The sequence below is a fragment of the Streptomyces triticirhizae genome, assembly GCF_003696235.1.
Taxonomy (GTDB): domain Bacteria; phylum Actinomycetota; class Actinomycetes; order Streptomycetales; family Streptomycetaceae; genus Streptomyces; species Streptomyces triticirhizae.
In genome coordinates, this window is the sequence record NZ_RFFJ01000009.1 from 23,833 (window position 1) to 41,724 (window position 17,892).

Genomic DNA, 17,892 nt, shown 5'->3' on the forward strand with positions numbered 1-17,892 from the left:
CACGACCGCCGACCGTACGCCCCCAGGAGGCGCAGCCATGCCCGAAGCACTGGAAGTCTCTGTCCACGCGCCCGTGGCCAGCTTCCGCAACCCCCTCTACGCGGGAATCCAGGTGGGCCTTCCCTGCCCCCCGCCCTCCACGGTCGGTGGCCTGCTCGCCTCCGCCGCCGGTGGTTGGGAGCACGTTCCGCTCCGTACCCGTTTCGCGATGACCTTCCACGCCGAGGGCGAGGGGAAGGACCTGGAGACCTACCATCCCGATGCCGCTCCCGGTACGCCCACCAACGCGACCATCAAGGAACGGGAGTTCCTGGCGTTCACCACGTTGAGGATCTGGCTGGTCGAGGATCTCGACCTGTGGCAACGGGCCTTCCGCCGTCCCGTCTGGCCGCTGCGGCTCGGCCGCAGTCAGGACCTGGTGCGGGTGGACCTCCGTCGTGTCGACCTCGCGGCGGGCTCCGGCGTCCAGGGCCACGCGCTGGTGCCTCACGACATGGCGGGCGCCGTGGGCACGCAACTCCGACTCACGACGGTCGTCTCGCCGGAGCGGGACAGGTTCGGTTGGGACCACTACAGGTACGCGAAGCAGGGCGCCCCAGCGATTCTCGACTCGGGGCTGGTCACGAGCGAGGGCCAGGCCGTCGTTCTTCTCCCGGAAACCCACCCCGGGCAGTTCGCGAACGGCGGGGCGACACCGGCGGAGGCGAACTCCCGTGTGCTCCAAGGGCTGTGGGCCAAGGAGCCCGTCCGTCCCGCCAAGGTGGGCGAGGCGCTCAGCGACCACCTGCTGAACACCCTGCGGGCGGCGGTGGCGATCCGCGAACGGGTCGGCACGCTGCCCTACCTGTCCGATCGCTCCTGGACCCTGGTGCTCCTCGCGGCTCTCTTCCACGACGCGGGCAAGGTCGCGTTCGGCTTCCAGCTCATGGTCGGCAACGGTCCCGGCCCTCGCCGGAACTGGGGAGAGCGCCATGAGGTGCTCTCGCTCGGCTTCGTCGCGATCCTCCTCGCCGACCTGCCGGAGGACGAGCGCCTGACGGTCGCCAGCCTCGTGGCCGGGCATCACCGCCCCTTCACCACGGGCGGGGCCCACGCCCGCAAGACGCCCCTCTTCCCCCTCTACGAGGGCGACCAACCAGAAGAGTTCCTCGGCAAGTTCACTCCGCTCGACGAGGCACGCGTCAACGATCTCGTGCGCTGGTTGCGCGCCACCTGTGCCGCGTTCGAGCTGCCCGTCTCGGACAGGCCGAGCCGCGTCACGCCCGGCGACGTGGTGACGGCCTCCCACCGCCTCTTCCAGAAGTTGTACGAGCGGTGGTCGTTGGCCGAGGAGACCGAAGAGGAGGGCCGCGCCACCGTCCTGCTGCTCGGCGCCACAACCATGGCCGACCACCTGTCCTCGGGGCACCATGTGCTGGACACGAAGCATCCGCTGTCCGCCGACTACCCGGACCGGCTCGCCAAGAGGTTCCTGGACGAAGGAAAGGAACTGCGCCCGCAGCAGGCCGAGTCCGCCGCACAGCACGATCACCTTCTCCTACGGTCCTGGACCGGCAGCGGGAAGACGGAGGCCGCTCTCCTCTGGGCGACCACCCAGATCGCGGACATCTCAGCCGGCACGGGAGGCACCCCACGGCTGTTCTACCTGCTGCCGTACCTGGCCAGCATCAACGCGATGGCCGGCCGCCTCACCGAAGAACTGGAGGCCGCCGAGCACATCGGCGTCGCTCACTCCCGAGCCGCCTCCTACCACCTGGCGCGGGCCCTGGCAGACGACTGCGCCGACCACACCAACGACCAGGACGACCGTCCTGACGACCTCTCCGAGGAACTCGTCGACGACGCCCCCGTTCGCGCCGCCCAGAAGGCCCACGCACGGGCCGAAGCAACCCGGAACTTCCGCGAACTCCTCCGGGTGGGCACCCCCTACCAGCTGCTGCGCGGCGCGCTCGCCGGCCCGATCCACAGCGGCATCCTGACCGACTCCGCCAACTCCGTCTTCGTCCTCGACGAACTACACGCCTACGACGAGCGACGTCTCGGCATGATCCTGGCGATGCTCGGTTTCTGGGCCGACCTCGGTGGGCGGGTCGCCGTGATGTCCGCGACGTTGCCCGAGGCTCTGAAACAGTGCGTCGAAGAAGCCCTCGCCACAACCCTCCGCGTCGTCGAGCCACCCGCCGAGCTGCCGGCGCCCCGGCGCCACCGGCTCCACACCCGCTCCGCGCACCTCACCGACGCCACCTCGATCGGCGAGATCCGACAGCGCCTGGCCGAGGGACGCTCCGTGCTCGTGGTCGCCAACAACGTGCGCGACGCCGTCACCCTCTACGAAGAACTCGCCCCCGCGTGCCATGAACTCCACGGCGAGGACTCGGCGTTCCTGCTGCACTCCCGGTTCCGCCGGGGTGACCGGAACGCCATCGAAGGAAGGATCGCGGAACGCTTCGGCACGCGGCGGCCGCGTCGGCCGGGCCTGCTCGTCGGAACGCAGGTGCTCGAAGTCTCCCTCGACCTCGACCTCGACGTCTGCCACACGTCCGCCGCCAACCTTGAGGCCCTCCTCCAGCGCTTCGGCCGCGTCAACCGTCTCGGCAGCCGCTCCCCGGCCCCCACCGTCGTGCACGAACCGACCTACGCCCCTCGGCGCCGTGGAGGCGGCGACCTCTGGGCCGACGGCGTCTACTCGGCCGAAGCCACCCAACTCGCCTGGAGCATCCTCACGGAGCACGACGGCCAGGTCATCGACGAGGGGAAGACCGCCCGCTGGCTCGACGACATCTACGCCTCTGCCTGGGGAGAGCGGTGGAGGGCCGATGTGGATCACCACCGGCGCGCGTTCACCGAGGCGTTCCTGAAGTTCGAGCACCCCTTCGACGACCGCGGCTTCCTGGCGGACCAGATGGACGAGATGTTCGAGGGCACCGAGGCGATCCTGCTCCAGGACCAGGACGAGTACGAGCGACGCCTCAACCTGGACGGTTCGCGAGGCGGCCGGCTCCTGGCAGCCGACCTGCTGATCCCCCTCCCGTACTGGGGCAGAGCCCTCAGCCGCTGGGAGAAACAGCACCACGTCCGGACGATCGACGGCGACTACGATCCCACCTACGGGCTCCGGGCCGTCCACCGCGTCGAAAAGAGCACCTACCAGCCCGGAGCACTTCTGTGATCGGCCGAGAGGACGTCGGTGGCGTCCACATCAAGTACCTGTACCACTGCCCCCGGCAGCTGTGGCTCTACGCTCGCGGTATCCGCCCCGAGCACCTCAGCAGCGCCGTCCGGTTCGGCGAGGCCGTGCACGAGACCAGCTACCGCCGCGCTTCCCCCATCGATCTGGGCGCCGCGAAGCTCGACTTCGTCGACGGGCAGCACTGGGTCCACGAGGTGAAGTCGTCCGGCCGTCCCCAACCCGCCGACCAGGCCCAGGGACGTCACTACTGCCTCCGTCTCCACGCCCTCGGCATCGACGTCCAGGGCACCGTGCTGCACTACCCCGCCATCCGCCGAACCCGACGCTTCCCGTTCACCCCCGAGGAAGCGGAGCAGGCGGGGAAGGACATCACAGCGGTGCTCGACACCGTCACCGCGCCGACCTCCCCCGACAGGCTGCCCAAAGCCCGCTGCCACGGGTGCGCCTTCACCGACTACTGCTGGACGGAATGAGATGCCCACCGCCGCCCGCACCTACTGGCTGACCAACCCGACGCGTATCCGCCGCAAGGACAACTCCCTGCTGATCGAGCGCACCAACGAACCCGACGTCCACATCCCCGTCACCGACGTGCGCGACATCGTCGCCTGCGCCGAGACCGACATCAACACCTCGGTCGTCGCACTGCTCAACCGGCACCGGATCTGCGTGCACCTTCTCAGCCACTACGGTGACTACGCGGGTTCGCTGCTCACCTCCGACACCAGCACCTCGGGCCAGACGGTGCTGGTCCAGGCACGCACCGCGCAGGACCCCGAAGCCGCCACCGAGATCGGCCGACGCATCGTTGAGTCCTGCGCGTTCAACGTCCGACGGGTCGTGGACCGAGCCCTCCTCAAACAGCCCTACGAGAACCTACGCGCCACCCTCCGCGAGGCCACCACACCCGGCCAACTCATGAGCGCCGAGGGCACGTTCCGCCGCGCCGCGTGGAGCGTCATCGACACCAAACTGCCCGCCTGGCTCCAACTCGACGGCCGAAGCCGCCGACCACCGAAGAACGCGGGCAACGCCTTCATCAGCTACGTCAACGGGATCACTTACGCACGCGTGCTCAGCGCCATCAGGCTCACACCACTCCACAGCGGCATCGCCTTCCTTCACAGCAGCATGGAGCGACAGCGCCACTCCCTCGCGCTGGACCTCGCCGAGATGTTCAAACCGCTGTTCGCCGAACGACTACTCCTGCGCATGGCGAACCGCAGGCAACTCAAGCCGCATCACTTCGACAGCGACATCAACCAGGCCATGCTCAGCGAAGCGGGACGCAAGCTCGTCGTACAGACCGTTCGTGACGAACTCGCCACCACCGTCAGCCACCGCACCCTCGGCCGCCCCGTCGCCTACGACGAACTCATCTACCTCGACGCACTGGCCCTCACCCGCCACTGCCTGGAGGGCACCCCCTACAAGCCGTTCCGCATCTGGTGGTGACGCCCGGATGCACGTCATCGTCGTCTATGACACGGCCGCGAAACGCAACCCCAGAATCCTGCGCACCTGCCGCAAGTACCTGCACCATGTCCAACGAAGCGTCTTCGAAGGACAACTCACGCCGGCCCAACTCCGCATGTTCCAGGCGGCGGTTGAAGACGCTCTCGACCTGAGCTACGACAACGTCCTCGTCTACACCTTCCCACCCGGGACGAGTCCCCAACGCCTCGAATGGGGTGCCACGAAACCCGCCCCGACGGATGTCCTGTGACGGCGGCAGACAAATTTCAGCAACACCCCGGCCTCAGCCGCACAACCCCCGGAGCGCTGAAAAACTGCGCCCCCACGGGAGCACGGAACCCGTGCTGACCTGCATCTTCACGATGCGGTCCTCATCGCCCCTACGAGGGGTAGCAACTTGTCCCGGTCGCGCCGGCCGGGGTGGAGCTGGACCGGTCCTCATCGCCCCTACGAGGGGTAGCAACTCGACGAGTCCTTCGCGGACGAGGTCGGCGGCCTGGAGTCCTCATCGCCCCTACGAGGGGTAGCAACGCCGTGGTGCTGCCCTTGACGCCGAACACGAGGGCGGTCCTCATCGCCCCTACGAGGGGTAGCAACATCGCGTCGCCGACCGCCCCGAGAATGCGGCCCACGTGTCCTCATCGCCCCTACGAGGGGTAGCAACGCGCGGGGGTGCACTACGTCTCCTACGGCACCCCGGGTCCTCATCGCCCCTACGAGGGGTAGCAACATGACGGAACAGGTAGCGTCGGCCATGGCCGGACTCGTCCTCATCGCCCCTACGAGGGGTAGCAACTCGCCTACGCCACGCCCCAGGCAGCCGAAGAGGCGGTCCTCATCGCCCCTACGAGGGGTAGCAACGGGCGGGGAAAAGTGATCCCCGAGGATCACCCTCGTCCTCATCGCCCCTACGAGGGGTAGCAACGTGTCGTAGTACTGGTGGCGCTGCTCGGCGCGGCGGGTCCTCATCGCCCCTACGAGGGGTAGCAACCGGTCGCGCTCGATCTCTTCGCCGGTGACGGCCTCGGGTCCTCATCGCCCCTACGAGGGGTAACAACCCGGCATGGCTGAGGACATCGCGGCGACGGGCGAGGTCCTCATCGCCCCTACGAGTCCTTGGTGATCTGGATCAGCACGTCCTCGCTCACCTCGAACGCCCCAACCCCCGCACCTGCGAGCATGCGATCGCCGCCGCTCGGGAGGAGGCCCTGTTGGGCGACCGCAACTGGAAGCGGTGGTGCCTGGCCTTCGTCGCCGAAGCCTACGGCTGGGGCGCCTCCGGCGAACCCACGGCCAACGCCGCCTGGCGCCGGCTTCACGCAGCCGGTCAGACCCACCCTCACGACCCCAACGTCCCAGCCGGTGCTCTCCTCTTCTACGCCACCGGTGACGACGCCGGTCACGTCGCACTCCATCTCGGCGACGACCAGGTCGCGACGAACGACATCGCGGCCCCCGGCCGCATCGACATCGTTCCCCTCGACCAGCTGACCCATGGCCCCTGGCACCTCACCTACCGAGGCTGGGCCCCACCGAGCTTCCCCCACGGGGTCGAGGGGACCAGCCGGGTGGGTTGATCAGGATGTCGTCGTTGCCGGCGTGCTCTGCTGGCGACCGCCTCCGTGCACGGGAATCGGGCCCAGGCACCCGTGAGTTCATGTTGACCAGCCGCACCGCCTCATGCCCCGGCTTCCACTTGGAGGGCTGCTGCTCCTTCTCCCTGGACCGTAGGCTTTGGGGATGGCGACGACCGCAGAGTCCAGGTTCGATAGCGCGCGGGCGGCGCAGTTTCTCGTTCTCCGCCTCGGCCGCCGGCTTCCTCCGCCTCGCCGGGCTGGTGCGCTTGTCGACCAGCTTCTCCAGGGCCCCGGCATCCCGCGCGGCCCGCCATTCCTTGACGTGCGAGTGGTACAGACGCTCGCGGCGCAGGACCGCGCCTTTCTCGTTCTTGGGCGCGGCGTCGTACTCGGCCACGATCCGCAGCTTGTACTCGGGACTGAAGGTACGGCGCTTCGGCCGGGCAGCCGGGTCGGGTCCGGCAGGGTTCGTGCTGGTCATGAGGGGGGTTCTCCTGTCGTGCCCTCTCAGGCTAACCCGACGAAGCGGGACGTCTCACCCAAGGCTGACAGAGAGGGGGGCCGACCACCCCGGAATCGTCCCCTCCCAAGGAGAAGACGCGGTGTCCGAAGCAGCACGCGAGACCGCGCGGTTCGCCGCCCTCGCCGAACAGAGCAACGTCGGCCCCCACACCCTCGACCAACTCCAGGCCGACATCCGACGCGTGGTGACGACCTACCCCTCCCGCCCCATCGAGCCGCTGTTCCACGAGGTCAGGGAACTGCGCGACCGCGCGTTCAACCTGCTGGAAGGCCGCCAGGCGCCGCACCACACCCGCGACCTCTACCTGGCCGCCGGCCTGCTGTGCGGAGTACTGGCCAACGCCTCCTTCGACCTCAACCGCTACCACGAGGCCGAGACCCAGGCCCGCGCCGCGTTCCTGTGCGGCGAACTCGCCGGCCACAACGGCCTGCGCGCCTGGCTTCGCGGACTCCAGTCGCTGATCGCCTACTGGGACGGCCGCCCCCGCGACGCCGTCCAACTCGCCCACGCCGGAATGGAGTTCGTGCCCGAGAACGGCACCGCCCACATCCGGCTGGCCAGCATCAGCGCCCGCGCCTGGGGACAACTCGGCCACCGCACCGAGGCGTTGGCCGCCCTCCGCCAGGCCGACGAACACCGCGAACGCCTCACCCCCGACATCGAACACGACGACCCCGGCGGGATGATGAGCTTCCCCCTCGCCAAGCAACACCTCTACGCCGGCACCACCCACCTCTGGCTCCGCGACCCCACCTCCCTCACCCACGCCAAGGAAGCGGCGAACCAGGCCATCCAGCTCTACCAGGCCGACCCACCAGAACGTCGACGACTCGGCGAACTCGCCCTCGCCCGCGTCGACCTGGCCCAGGTCCACCTCGCCACCGGCGACCTCGACGCCGCCGCCGACCAGGGCCACACCGTCCTCGGCCTGGCCGCCACCCGCCGCACCGAAAGCATCGACAAAGGGCTCGACCGCCTGGCGCGTCACCTCAACGAAGGCCCCGCCGCGACCTCCCCTACCGCCATCGGACTCCGCGAGGCCATCACCCACCACCGCGCCCGCGCCCTGCCCCCGGGAGAGACCACATGACCACCCTCACCCTCCTCCACCCCGGCAGCATAGGCGCCGCGATCGGCGGCGAAGCCGCCCGCGCCGGCACCCGCGTGCTCTGGGTACCCACCGGCCGCAGCGAAGCCACCCGACAACGCGCCCAAACCGCCGGCCTCCAACCCGCCGCCCCCCTCGAAGCCGCACTCGCGGTCAGCGACCTCGTCCTGTCCATCGCCCCCGCCCACCTCGCCGAAGAAGTCGCCGCCACCGTCGCCCCGTTCGACTACACCGGCCTCTACGTCGAAGCCAACCCCACCCCACCGGCCACCCTGGAACGCATCACCGCCCAACTCCCCCACGCCACCGTCCTGGACGCCGCGATCTTCGGCCCCGACGCCGACCGCACCCGCGCCGCCGCCCTCTACCTCCACGGCCCCGAACCCGAAGTCGCCCTCCTGCGCACGCTGTTCGCCAACACCCGCGTCCACACCCACACCCTCCCCCACCCCCCACCCATCGGCCGCGCCTCCGCCCTCAAGATCGCCTACCTCACCTACCAACGCACCACCCGCACCCTCACCGCCCTCACCCACGCCCTCGCCACCCACCACGGTGTGCAGCACGAACTCCTCGCCGAAGCCGCCCACATGCCCACCCCCCGCCTCGACGACACCGCCTTCCTCCCCACCCTCGCCACCCGCGCCTGGCGCTGGCACCACGAACTCGACATCGCCGCAACCGCACTGACCGCCGCCAACCTCCCACCCGCCCTCGCCCAAGCAACCGCCGAACTCCTCACCACCTGGGACAAGGACAAGGACAATCGGTCGCTGGAGGCCGAGGACGTCATCAATCGCCTGCTGAACGGAAGCGGCAGAGGCCGAACACCTCTCGGCGAGTCGCACAGAGAGCGTGCGGGCGCCAGGCAGCAGCAGCGGTACCTGACGGAATGAGAGCCTGATGGAGGTGACCTCCACACACGCCATTGGGGGCGTTGTGGTCACGCCTCAACCGGGTGTCGCACTCGGTTGTCCCCCCTCGGTTCGGCCCGGACCCCATTACGGATCGGGCGGACGTCTCCACCCCTGCCCGAGGGCATCGAGATGTCAGCCGGTTTGCTTCCTGCCCGGGACAGTCAGTGAGGCATCACCGCAGCGGCGCTCCGAGGGCGCCGGTGTCTACCACCAACTCTCCCACCTCCCGGCAGCACAGCGCCCCCATGGCCACCTCGTCAAACGAGCGGAGGCGGGGGCGTCCTCGGCGGGCGTCGGTGCGGCGAATTTGTCTCTCTCCAGGCGGCACAATCAGCCAACCTGGCTGCGACCCAGGGATCATCGGACAGGTACTCAGGGAGCCTGGTGTCGTCATCGATCTCCGCCTCGGCAAGCTGCCCGGCAGTGAGCCCTCCGGCTTCCCGGAAGTCGGCACCGCGAAGGAAGGCCCGCCGAAAGTCCGCCCCATTCAAGCTCGCGCCACGGAAGTCAACAAAGGCCATCTGAGTCCCTTCACAGCAAGCATCCTGAAGCCAAGCCCAACGCATATCAGCGTCGTTGAGGATGGTGCCCCTCATATGCGCGCCGCGAAGGTCAGCTCGATGTAGGTCAGCCCCGGTAAGGAACATCCACTCCAGGCGCGGCGCGGATTCGAACTCGAAGTGACGCAGGCTGAGACCGGCGAGCCTTGTGTGACGAAGGTCGATGCGTCGCGGCTCGGCTCGTCGCGGCCGTCGGGCCAGGACCTCCACCGCCTCCTGGATGTCGGGGGAAAGCTCCTCCCCCCAGTCTGGAGGATCGCTTTGGTAGGAGTTTCTCTGTTCGGGAGGCTTCATCGGCTCTGGTGCGGAGCTCCGCCGAACCCGGTGGCGAACGAACCCAGCCAGCACTTCCACGACCGCACGGTGATCGACTGCCGACTCCGCGAGAATGTGCTCAAGGCTATAGACAGAACCCAATCGGACTTCAAGCTTATCCGAAGCCAGATTTTCGACTGCCGCCCGGAATCTCTCCGTCACCTGCCCCCGACGCGACAGGCGATAAGTACGAGCCGTGTAAGCAAGACTGGCAAGAACTGTCACCCCGGCCAGGGCAGCCAGCACCGTTTGGCGAACCGCATTGATCGCATCCGCCCTTTCCTTGCCGGACAGCCCCTTGACCGTCTCACCGGCAACCCACCAGGAGACCGGCCCCAGAACGAAGATCAGAACGCAGAGGATTCCCAGCGACGCAACAGTGACAAGCACTGCTGCACGCCACCGCTCGTTCCGCCCGCCCCCGCCGAACCGCTTCTGCGTCGACGCCCTCCTGAACACCCGTCCCCCCGGCCTCAGTACACCACCGCAGCCTCATACCCACTCCACCGTGCTCTCGATCTCCGGCCCTCGCCTCTGTGACGGAAGCGGCAGTCGCAGAGGCGTGGGCCGGGGCTCGGGACACGCTGGCCGCCGCTCGCGGCGGCGGCCAGCGCCGAGGGAAGCGAGCAGCTTCACCCGTTCGGCCTCAGGTAGGCCCTCCAGAAGTCGTGTGATCCTGGTCATGACATCGCCCACTGCCTCATCCATCATCGCAGGTCAGGACCCTAGAGCACCTTCAGCGGCAGCAGCTTCTTCCCCGTCGGCCCGACCTGGATCTCGGTCTGCATCTGGGGGCACACCCCGCAGTCGAAGCAGGGCGTCCAGCGGCAGTCGTCGACCTCGGTCTCGTCGAGGGCGTCCTGCCAGTCCTCCCAGAGCCAGTCCTTGTCCAGCCCCGAGTCGAGGTGGTCCCAGGGCAGGACCTCCTCGTAGCCGCGTTCGCGCGTCGTGTACCAGGCGACGTCCACGCCGTAGGGCTCAAGCGCCTTGCCGGCGCAGTCCATCCACAGGTCGTAGGAGAAGTACTCCCGCCAGCCGTCGAAGCGGCCACCCGCCTCCCAGACCGCGCGGATCGCCGCGCCCACGCGGCGGTCGCCCCGGGAGAGGAGGCCCTCGACGATCCCCGGCTTGCCGTCGTGGTACCGGAAGCCGATCGACCGCCCGTACCGCTTGTCCTCGCGGATGGCGTCGCGCAGCTTCGCCAGCCGCGCGTCCGTCTCCTCGGCCGCGAGCTGCGGCGCCCACTGGAACGGGGTGTGCGGTTTGGGCACGAACCCGCCGATGGAGACGGTGCAGCGGATGTCGTTGCTGCCGGTGACCTCGCGCCCCTTGGCGATGACCTTGGTCGCCATGCTGGCGATCTCCAGCACGTCCTCGTCGGTCTCGGTCGGCAGCCCGCACATGAAGTAGAGCTTCACCTGCCGCCACCCGTTGCCGTACGCGGTCGCGACCGTGCGGATCAGGTCCTCCTCGGAGACCATCTTGTTGATCACCCGGCGGATGCGTTCGCTGCCGCCCTCGGGCGCGAAGGTCAGCCCGGAGCGACGGCCGTTGCGGGTCAGCTCGTTGGCCAGATCGATGTTGAACGCGTCGACCCGGGTCGAGGGCAGGGAGAGGCCGATCTTGTCCTCTTCGTAGCGGTCGGCGAGCCCCTTGGCGACGTCGGCGATCTCGCTGTGGTCGGCGGAGGAGAGCGACAGCAGCCCGACCTCCTCGAAGCCGGTCGCCTTCAGCCCCTTGTCGACCATCTCCCCGATGCCGGTGATCGACCGCTCCCGCACCGGCCGGGTGATCATGCCCGCCTGGCAGAACCGGCACCCCCGCGTGCAACCCCGGAAGATCTCCACCGACATCCGTTCATGAACGGTCTCCGCCAGCGGCACCAACGGCTGCTTCGGGTACGGCCACTCGTCCAGGTCCATCACCGTGTGCTTGGAGACCCGCCACGGCACCCCGGACCGGTTGGGCACCACCCGCGCGATCCGCCCGTCCGGCAGATACTCCACGTCGTAGAACGCCGGAACGTACACCCCGCCGGTGCGGGCCAGCCGCATCAGCAGCTCCTCGCGCCCGCCGGGCCGGCCCTCCCGCTTCCAGTCCCGCACGATGTCGCTCATCGTCAACACGGCCTGCTCGCCGTCCCCGATCACCGCGCAGTCGATGAACTCAGCGATGGGCTCCGGGTTGAACGCCGCGTGCCCGCCGGCCACCACCACCGGGTGCTCCTCGGTGCGGTCGGCGGCCGCCAGCGGGATGTCGGCCAGGTCGAGCGCCGTGAGCAGGTTGGTGTACCCCAGCTCGGTGGAGAACGAGACCCCCAGCAGGTCGAACGCGCCGACCGGCCGGTGCGCGTCCACCGTGAACTGCGGCACCCCCCGCTCCCGCATCAGCGCCTCAAGGTCGGGCCAGACGCTGTAGGTCCGCTCGGCCAGCACGTCGGGCCGCTCGTTGAGCACCTCGTAGAGGATCATCACGCCCTGGTTCGGCAACCCCACCTCGTAGGCGTCCGGGTACATCAGCGCCCAGCGGACGTCGGCCGCGTCCCAGTCCTTGACGGTGGAGTTCAGCTCACCGCCGACGTACTGGATCGGCTTCTGAACGTGCGGAAGGAGTTCCTCGAGGCGAGGGAAGACCGACTCGATGGGCATGGCTTGCGTCTTTCGCGACGAAGACCGATCCCGACCGGCAACGGACCGCGCGGGTTCGATCAGGCTGACGAAGGCTGGACCATTCAGCGTACCGGCCCCCGCGCGCCCGCCCCGCCACCGGCGAGCGCCGGCCTCAGGCCGCCCGGGCGCTCACGCCGTCAACGGCCGCTTCATCCGCACGGACTGGAGCAGCCCTATGGCGATCCACACCGCGAACATCGCCGTTCCCCCGTAGGAGAGGAACGGCAGCGGCACGCCGGCGACCGGCATGATGCCCAGCGCCATCCCGATGTTCTCGAAGCACTGGAACGCGAACCAGGCGACGATCCCCGCCGCGATGATCGTCCCGTACAGCTCGCTGCTGTCCCGCGCGATCCGCAGCGCCCGCCACAGCACCACGCCGATCAGCACGATGATCCCACCCGCGCCGAGGAAGCCCAGCTCCTCGCCGGCCACCGTGAAGATGAAGTCGGTGTGCTGCTCGGGCACGAACTGCCCGGTGGTCTGGGTGCCCTGGAAGAGCCCCTTGCCGTCCAGCTGCCCCGAACCGATCGCGATCCTGGCCTGGTTGGTGTTGTAGCCCACGCCCGCCGGGTCCCGGGACGGGTCGGCGAACGCGGCGAACCGGTCCAGCTGGTAGTCGTCCAGCACGCCCAGCGCCCACACGAGCGCCGCGCCGACCACCCCGGCGAGCATCAGACCGATCGACCACTTCAACGGGGCGCCCGAGGCCAGCAGTATCCCCAGCACGATCACGCTGAGCACCATGGCCATGCCCATGTCGTCTATGACGACCACGCACAGCGGCGCGGTGGCCAGCGCCAGCGCCTGGAGCACCGCCCGCCGGCTCGGGTAGTCGCGGTCCCCGGCGTCCACCTGGTCGGCCAGTATCACCGCCATCCCCAGGATGATCGCGACCTTGGCGAACTCCCCGGGCTGGAGGGTGTAGCCGCCGATGGACAGCCAGGCCCGCTGCCCGTTGATCTCCGTGCCCAGCGGCGTGAAGACCAGCAGCATGAACAGCATCGAGAACGCGAAGAACAGCGGCACCGCCGACCGCAGCCGGTGGTGCCCCAGCCACATCACCCCGACCGCGAGGGCGAGGCCGAGCGCCAGGTTGATGCCCTGCCTGACCAGGAAGTAGTGCGGGTCACCGCTGTTGATCTCGGTGCGGTTCCTGGTGGCGGACCAGACCAGCAGGATGCCGATCACCGACAGCGCCAGCGCCGCCAGCAGCAGCACCCAGTCGACGCGGCGCAGCACCGAGTCGCGCGCGGTCAGCCGACGCCAGGGGCCCGGGTCGGGGCCCAACCCGTCGACCCGCAGGTGGTGGTTGTTCAACGACTAGCCCTTACTCGTCTTCCCGCCGCGTCTGGGTCTCCCGCTCCGGCGGGTTCTCGGCGAGGGGAACGGGCGCCGGACCGGCCCGGGAGGCCCCGGCGTTCCACGACGCCCGCGCGTCCCAGGACGCCTGGGAGTCCCCGGCGTCCGGCGGCAGGGGCGTGCCGCCGGGCACGAACTGCTCGGCGCCCTCCGGCTGTTCGCCCGCGTCGCCCTGGTCGCCCTGGCCCCCGGGATCGCCCTGGTCGAAGGTCTCGCCCGGCTGCCCCTGCTCCTGACCGGCCTCGCCCGAGGCGTCGCGCTCCTCGTCGGCGTCCTCGTCCTCGTCCGGCGGCGGAACGATGGCCCCGGTCTCGTCGATCTCCGGCAGCTCGGTGATCGGCTCCGGCAGCAGCGCGGCGTCCTCGTTGACGCCGCCGCCCTGGACCCCGTAGATCGCCTCCCAGATGTGCCGCACCGCGTCACCCGAGGCGCCCGAGCCGGTGCCGGCCTGGGAGATGGTCATCACCACGGTGTAGTCGTCGGTGAACGTCGCCAGCCAGGACGAGGTCTGCTGGTCGCCCGCGCCCTCCGCCGTTCCGGTCTTGCCGTGCAGCGGGATCTCGTTCTGCGGCCAGCCGCCGAACTTCCACGCCGCGCTGCCCGTGGTGATCACGCTGGCCGTGGCGTCCCGCAGGTCCTCGATGGTCTGCTCGTCGGCCGGCAGCTCCCCGGTGGCCTGCGGCTCGAACTCCTCGATCACCCGCCCGTCGGCGGCGACCACGGCCTTGCCGACAGAGGGCTGGTAGAGCGTGCCGCCGTTGCCGATCGCCGCGTAGACGGTGGCCAGCTGGATCGGCGTGACGAGCACGTCGCCCTGCCCGATGGAGAAGTTGAGCATGTCGCCGGCCCGCATCTTCATGCCCTCGGTGCAGTTCTCGCGCGCGATCCTCGCCGGGTAGTCGTCCCGGTCGCTCTCGGCGATCTCGCACCACTCGTCCTTGTTGGCCTCCCAGTAGTCCTGCTTCCACTGCCGGTCCGGGATGCGGCCCGGCACCTCGTTGGGCAGGTCGATGCCGGTCTGGGTGCCGAGGCCGAAGCCGTGGGCGGTGTTGAAGAAGTAGTCGTTCGGCTCGTCCACCGGGTTGTTGCCGCCGTCCCGCTGCCACTCGCGGTGCGCGAGACCGTAGAAGACCGTGTTGCAGGAGACCTCGATGGCCTGCCCCAGGCTGATCGGGCCGTACGAGCTGGACTCGAAGTTGCGGAACGTCTGGCCGCCGATGTCGTAGGACGACGAACAGTTGTAGCGGCTGTCGAAGTCGTAGCCGGCGTTGACCGCCGCCGTCGAGCTGACCACCTTGAACGTCGAACCGGGCGGGCCCTGGCCCTGGATGGCCCGGTTGATCAGCGGGTCGTTGGCGTCCTCGTCGGTGAGCCTGGCGTACTCGTCGCTGGAGATGCCGCCGACCCAGACGTTGGGGTCGTAGTCGGGTGCCGAGGCCATGGCCACCACCCGGCCCGTGTCGTTCTCCAGGACCACGGCCGCGCCGGAGTCCGCCTCGTAGTTGCGGCCGGTGATGTCGTCGTGCTCGGCCTGCGCGCGCTCCATCGCGCCGACCAACTCCTCCTCGACCACGGCCTGGAGGCGGGAGTCGAGGCTGGTGACGACGTTGGCGCCGGCCATCGCCGGGTCGTTCTCCGCCTCGCCGAGTACCCGCCCGAACTTGTCCACCTCGTACCGGGTCACGCCGGACTCGCCCCGCAGATAGCTGTCGTAGGTGCGCTCCAGGCCCGACCGGCCGATCTGGTCGGAGCGCAGCAACGGCGAGTCGGTGTCCTCGGACTCCGCGACCTCCTCGTCGGTGACCGGCGAGAGATAGCCGAGCACCTGGGCGCTCCTGGCGCCCTCGGGCGCCGGGTAGCGGCGCACGGCGGTGGGCTCGGCGCTGACGCCGGGGAACTCCTCGGCGCGCTCGCGGATCTGGAGGGTCTGCTCGGTGGTGGCCTCGTCGGTGATGGGAATCGGCTGATACGGAGAACCGTTCCAGCACGGCTGCGGGGTCTCGGCGTCGCAGAGCCGGACGCGGTGGGCGACCTCCTCCTCGCTCAGCTCCAACAGCTCGGCCAGGTCGGCGAGGACCTCCTCGCCGTCGTCGGGAAGCTTGGACAGCTCGGTGCGGTCCACGGAGACCACCAGCCGCGTCTCGTTGTCCGCGATGGGCACCCCGCGCGCGTCCACGATGGAGCCGCGCACGGCCGGCTGCACCACCTGCTGCACATGGTTGCCGGCGGCCTCGGCGGCGAACTCGTCGCCCTGCCGGATCTGGAGGTACCACAGCCGCCCGCCCAGGGTCAGGAGCAGCGAGAAAACCAATATCTGGATGACGACCAGCCGAATGGTGATCCGCGAAGTCCTGCCGGTTTCGGGGATGTTGGTCACAGTCGCTTGACTCCCTTGATGCGCCCCGCGCTGTTCCGCGCGGAGCGGCTCAACAGCGGGGACCGCCCGCCGACGCGTGCGGTCCGCCCGTAGCGACTGCGGCGCGGGGCGCGCGGGCGCATCCCCGCGCCCGCCCCGCTCAGCCAGCTGATCGGGTTGTCCGAGCCGGGGCCAGAGGCGTCGCCGGAGAGCGGATCGCCCTCGCCCCTGCGGGCGGCCGCCATGATCAGCGGCACCACGAACGGGGCCAGCAGCAGGTCGTAACAGGTCGCGGTCAACAGCAGGCTGGTGAGCCCGACGTCGCGGGCGGGCGTGTCGCCGACCAGCGCGCCGACGCCCGCGTAGAGCAGCGTCGAGCTGAGCGCGCCGCCGGCGACCACCAGCATCGGGACGGTCGCCGACCGGTGTTGACCGTTCTCCGGCCGGGTCAGCCCGGCGGCATAGCCGATCACGCACAGAACGAGGGCGTAGCGGCCGACCGCGTGGTCGGCCGGCGGGGCCAGGTCGGCGAGCAGGCCAGCGGCGAAGCCGACCAGCGCGCCGCCGGTGTGCCCGTAGACCAGCGCCAGGGCCAGCACGGTGAGCAGCAGCAGGTCGGGAACGGCGCCGGGCAGCCCGAGCCTGGCCAGTATGGTGACCTGCGCCAGCAGCGCGACAAAGATCAGCACGGCGGCCAGCAGCGTGCGGTAGAGGCGCATGGTCAGCTCCTGCTCGCTGGGTCGAACCGGTCACGGCCGGGCGCCAGGGCTCCGAGGTCGGGCTCCCCGCCCTGGTCCTCGCCGCCGTCCCGCTCGGCGTCGCCGCCGTCCTCGCCGTCCTCGCCGGGCGGCGGGGCCAGGCCGTCGGGCTCGGGGAACTCGTCCACAGGACCGGTGTTCTCGCCGGCCTCGGCGCCGCCGTCCTCCTCGTTCTCGGCCTCCTCGCGGGCCGCCCGCTGCTCGATGTCCTCCGGCCGCTCGGGCAGCACGGAGTCGCGTGGGTTGTCCCGGGGCGGCTCGACGACGACGCCGACGAGGTCGAGCTGGGTGAACGCGACATAGGGCCGGACCTGGACGGTGCGGGTCAGGTCGCCGTTGGAACGCTCGACGCTGACCACCTCGCCTACGGGTACGCCCGGCACGAAGGGCTTGTTGTCGGCCGAGCCGAAGGTGACCATCCGGTCACCCTCCTTGACCTCGGCGCGCTGGTTGAGGAGTTGCACGTCCAGGGTGTTGTCGCCGCGCCCGGTGGCGAAGCCCAACTCCTCGCTGTCCTCGAGCCGGGTGCCGACGGTGAAGCCCGGGTCGTTGGCCAGCAGCACCGTCGAGGTGCCCCGGGCGACGGTGGTGACGCGGCCGACGAGGCCGTCGCCGTTGAGCACCGTCATGTCCTTGGCGATCCCGTCCTCGCTGCCCGCGTCGATGGTCACCGTCCAGGAGAAGCCCTGCCCGGCGCCGACGGCGATGACCTGGGCGCCGACGATCCCGTACCGGCCGGCGCCGGCGGTCCGCAGCAGCTCGTCCAGCTGTGCTATCCGCGACTCGCGGTGCGCCTCGCTGCCCAGCTCCTGCCGCAGCTCGGCGTTCTCCCGCTCCAACTCGCTGATGCGGTCGTGCCGTTCGCCGGACTCGCGGACGGCGGCGATGGCGTTGGCGAAGGGGTCGACGGCGCCGGCGACGCCCTCCTCCACCGGGCCGAAGAAGGACGCGGCGGCCTCCCGCGCACCGTTGAGCGGGGAGTTGTCCCCGCCCCTGATATCCATCGTGATCAGCGCGAAAGCGATGGAGACCAGCAGTACGAGAAGCAGCCGGCTCTCTCGGGTGTCCCTCACGTGCGGCG

Annotated in this window: 14 protein-coding genes and 1 CRISPR repeat array; of the genes, 6 read left to right on the forward strand and 8 right to left on the reverse strand. The window is 69.8% G+C overall.

The genetic code is table 11. The features are described from left to right. Positions 1–37: 37 nt before the first annotated feature. Genes cas3 through cas2 form a run of 4 tightly spaced genes read left to right on the forward strand, consistent with a single transcriptional unit; the run spans position 38 to position 4,916 of the window. Positions 38–3,169, forward strand: coding sequence for a CRISPR-associated helicase Cas3' (cas3, locus tag EBN88_RS03545; protein ID WP_199742240.1), 3,132 nt, complete (start codon positions 38–40; stop codon positions 3,167–3,169). Beyond that, positions 3,166–3,663, forward strand: coding sequence for a CRISPR-associated protein Cas4 (locus tag EBN88_RS03550; protein ID WP_199742241.1), 498 nt, complete (start codon positions 3,166–3,168; stop codon positions 3,661–3,663). Before cas3 ends, EBN88_RS03550 begins: the two co-directional genes overlap by 4 nt. Before the next feature lies 1 nt (position 3,664). Further along, a complete protein-coding gene (gene cas1b, locus EBN88_RS03555) occupies positions 3,665–4,645 on the forward strand; it encodes a type I-B CRISPR-associated endonuclease Cas1b (RefSeq protein WP_122182298.1) in 981 nt (326 codons plus the stop codon). A 7-nt stretch (positions 4,646–4,652) separates the two neighbouring features. After that, positions 4,653–4,916, forward strand: a complete 264-nt coding sequence (gene cas2 / locus EBN88_RS03560) for a CRISPR-associated endonuclease Cas2 (protein WP_122182299.1) — start codon at positions 4,653–4,655, stop codon at positions 4,914–4,916. Between the two features lie 117 nt (positions 4,917–5,033). Further along, positions 5,034–5,724: direct repeats of the CRISPR family, unit length 30 nt; unit sequence GTCCTCATCGCCCCTACGAGGGGTAGCAAC. Positions 5,725–5,772: 48 nt separating this feature from the next. Here cas2 and EBN88_RS32645 read toward each other — a convergent pair. Further along, entirely contained in the window at positions 5,773–6,162 is a 390-nt protein-coding gene (locus EBN88_RS32645; protein ID WP_407703367.1) for a hypothetical protein, read from the reverse strand. 13 nt (positions 6,163–6,175) lie between these two features. After that, entirely contained in the window at positions 6,176–6,724 is a 549-nt protein-coding gene (locus EBN88_RS32650; RefSeq protein ID WP_407703368.1) for a hypothetical protein, read from the reverse strand. 121 nt (positions 6,725–6,845) lie between these two features. On the opposite strand from EBN88_RS32650, the gene EBN88_RS03570 reads away from it, so the two are divergent. After that, positions 6,846–7,856 carry a hypothetical protein gene (locus tag EBN88_RS03570; RefSeq protein WP_122182300.1) on the forward strand — a complete coding sequence of 337 codons (1,011 nt, stop codon included), beginning with the start codon at positions 6,846–6,848 and terminating at the stop codon, positions 7,854–7,856. After that, positions 7,853–8,770: a DUF1932 domain-containing protein gene (locus EBN88_RS32325; RefSeq protein WP_122182301.1), complete on the forward strand. Its 918-nt coding sequence runs from the start codon at positions 7,853–7,855 to the stop codon at positions 8,768–8,770. The genes EBN88_RS03570 and EBN88_RS32325 overlap by 4 nt, the downstream gene beginning before the upstream one ends. Before the next feature lie 278 nt (positions 8,771–9,048). Here the strand turns inward: EBN88_RS32325 and EBN88_RS30150 are convergent, their stop codons facing one another. The 6 genes from EBN88_RS30150 to mreC form a co-directional block, all read right to left on the reverse strand. Next, positions 9,049–10,056 (reverse strand): pentapeptide repeat-containing protein, encoded by a 1,008-nt coding sequence (locus EBN88_RS30150; RefSeq protein WP_147472633.1) that lies wholly within the window; start codon positions 10,054–10,056, stop codon positions 9,049–9,051. A gap of 335 nt (positions 10,057–10,391) precedes the next feature. Further along, on the reverse strand, positions 10,392–12,314 hold the full coding sequence (locus EBN88_RS03585) for a TIGR03960 family B12-binding radical SAM protein (RefSeq protein ID WP_122182303.1): 1,923 nt from the start codon (positions 12,312–12,314) through the stop codon (positions 10,392–10,394). Positions 12,315–12,464: 150 nt separating this feature from the next. After that, positions 12,465–13,655 carry a rod shape-determining protein RodA gene (gene rodA / locus EBN88_RS03590; protein WP_122182304.1) on the reverse strand — a complete coding sequence of 397 codons (1,191 nt, stop codon included), beginning with the start codon at positions 13,653–13,655 and terminating at the stop codon, positions 12,465–12,467. 10 nt (positions 13,656–13,665) lie between these two features. Beyond that, the gene (gene mrdA / locus EBN88_RS03595; protein WP_122182305.1) at positions 13,666–16,074 is read right to left on the reverse strand and encodes a penicillin-binding protein 2; all 2,409 of its coding nucleotides are present in this window, start codon (positions 16,072–16,074) and stop codon (positions 13,666–13,668) included. After that, positions 16,071–16,772: a rod shape-determining protein MreD gene (mreD, locus tag EBN88_RS03600; protein WP_122182306.1), complete on the reverse strand. Its 702-nt coding sequence runs from the start codon at positions 16,770–16,772 to the stop codon at positions 16,071–16,073. Before mreD ends, mrdA begins: the two co-directional genes overlap by 4 nt. Before the next feature lie 2 nt (positions 16,773–16,774). Next, on the reverse strand, positions 16,775–17,884 hold the full coding sequence (mreC, locus tag EBN88_RS03605) for a rod shape-determining protein MreC (RefSeq protein WP_122182307.1): 1,110 nt from the start codon (positions 17,882–17,884) through the stop codon (positions 16,775–16,777). Between the last annotated feature and the right edge of the window lie 8 nt (positions 17,885–17,892).

Bases quoted from the DNA above. Each gene is read 5' to 3' on its own strand.
- cas3 (WP_199742240.1), top strand. From the start codon at position 38: ATGCCCGAAGCACTGGAAGTCTCTGTCCACGCGCCCGTGGCCAGCTTC.
- cas1b (WP_122182298.1), top strand. From the start codon at position 3,665: ATGCCCACCGCCGCCCGCACCTACTGGCTGACCAACCCGACGCGTATC.
- cas2 (WP_122182299.1), top strand. From the start codon at position 4,653: ATGCACGTCATCGTCGTCTATGACACGGCCGCGAAACGCAACCCCAGA.
- EBN88_RS32645 (WP_407703367.1), bottom strand. From the start codon at position 6,162: ATGGGTCAGCTGGTCGAGGGGAACGATGTCGATGCGGCCGGGGGCCGC.
- EBN88_RS32650 (WP_407703368.1), bottom strand. From the start codon at position 6,724: ATGACCAGCACGAACCCTGCCGGACCCGACCCGGCTGCCCGGCCGAAG.
- EBN88_RS32325 (WP_122182301.1), top strand. From the start codon at position 7,853: ATGACCACCCTCACCCTCCTCCACCCCGGCAGCATAGGCGCCGCGATC.
- EBN88_RS03585 (WP_122182303.1), bottom strand. From the start codon at position 12,314: ATGCCCATCGAGTCGGTCTTCCCTCGCCTCGAGGAACTCCTTCCGCAC.
- mreD (WP_122182306.1), bottom strand. From the start codon at position 16,772: ATGCGCCTCTACCGCACGCTGCTGGCCGCCGTGCTGATCTTTGTCGCG.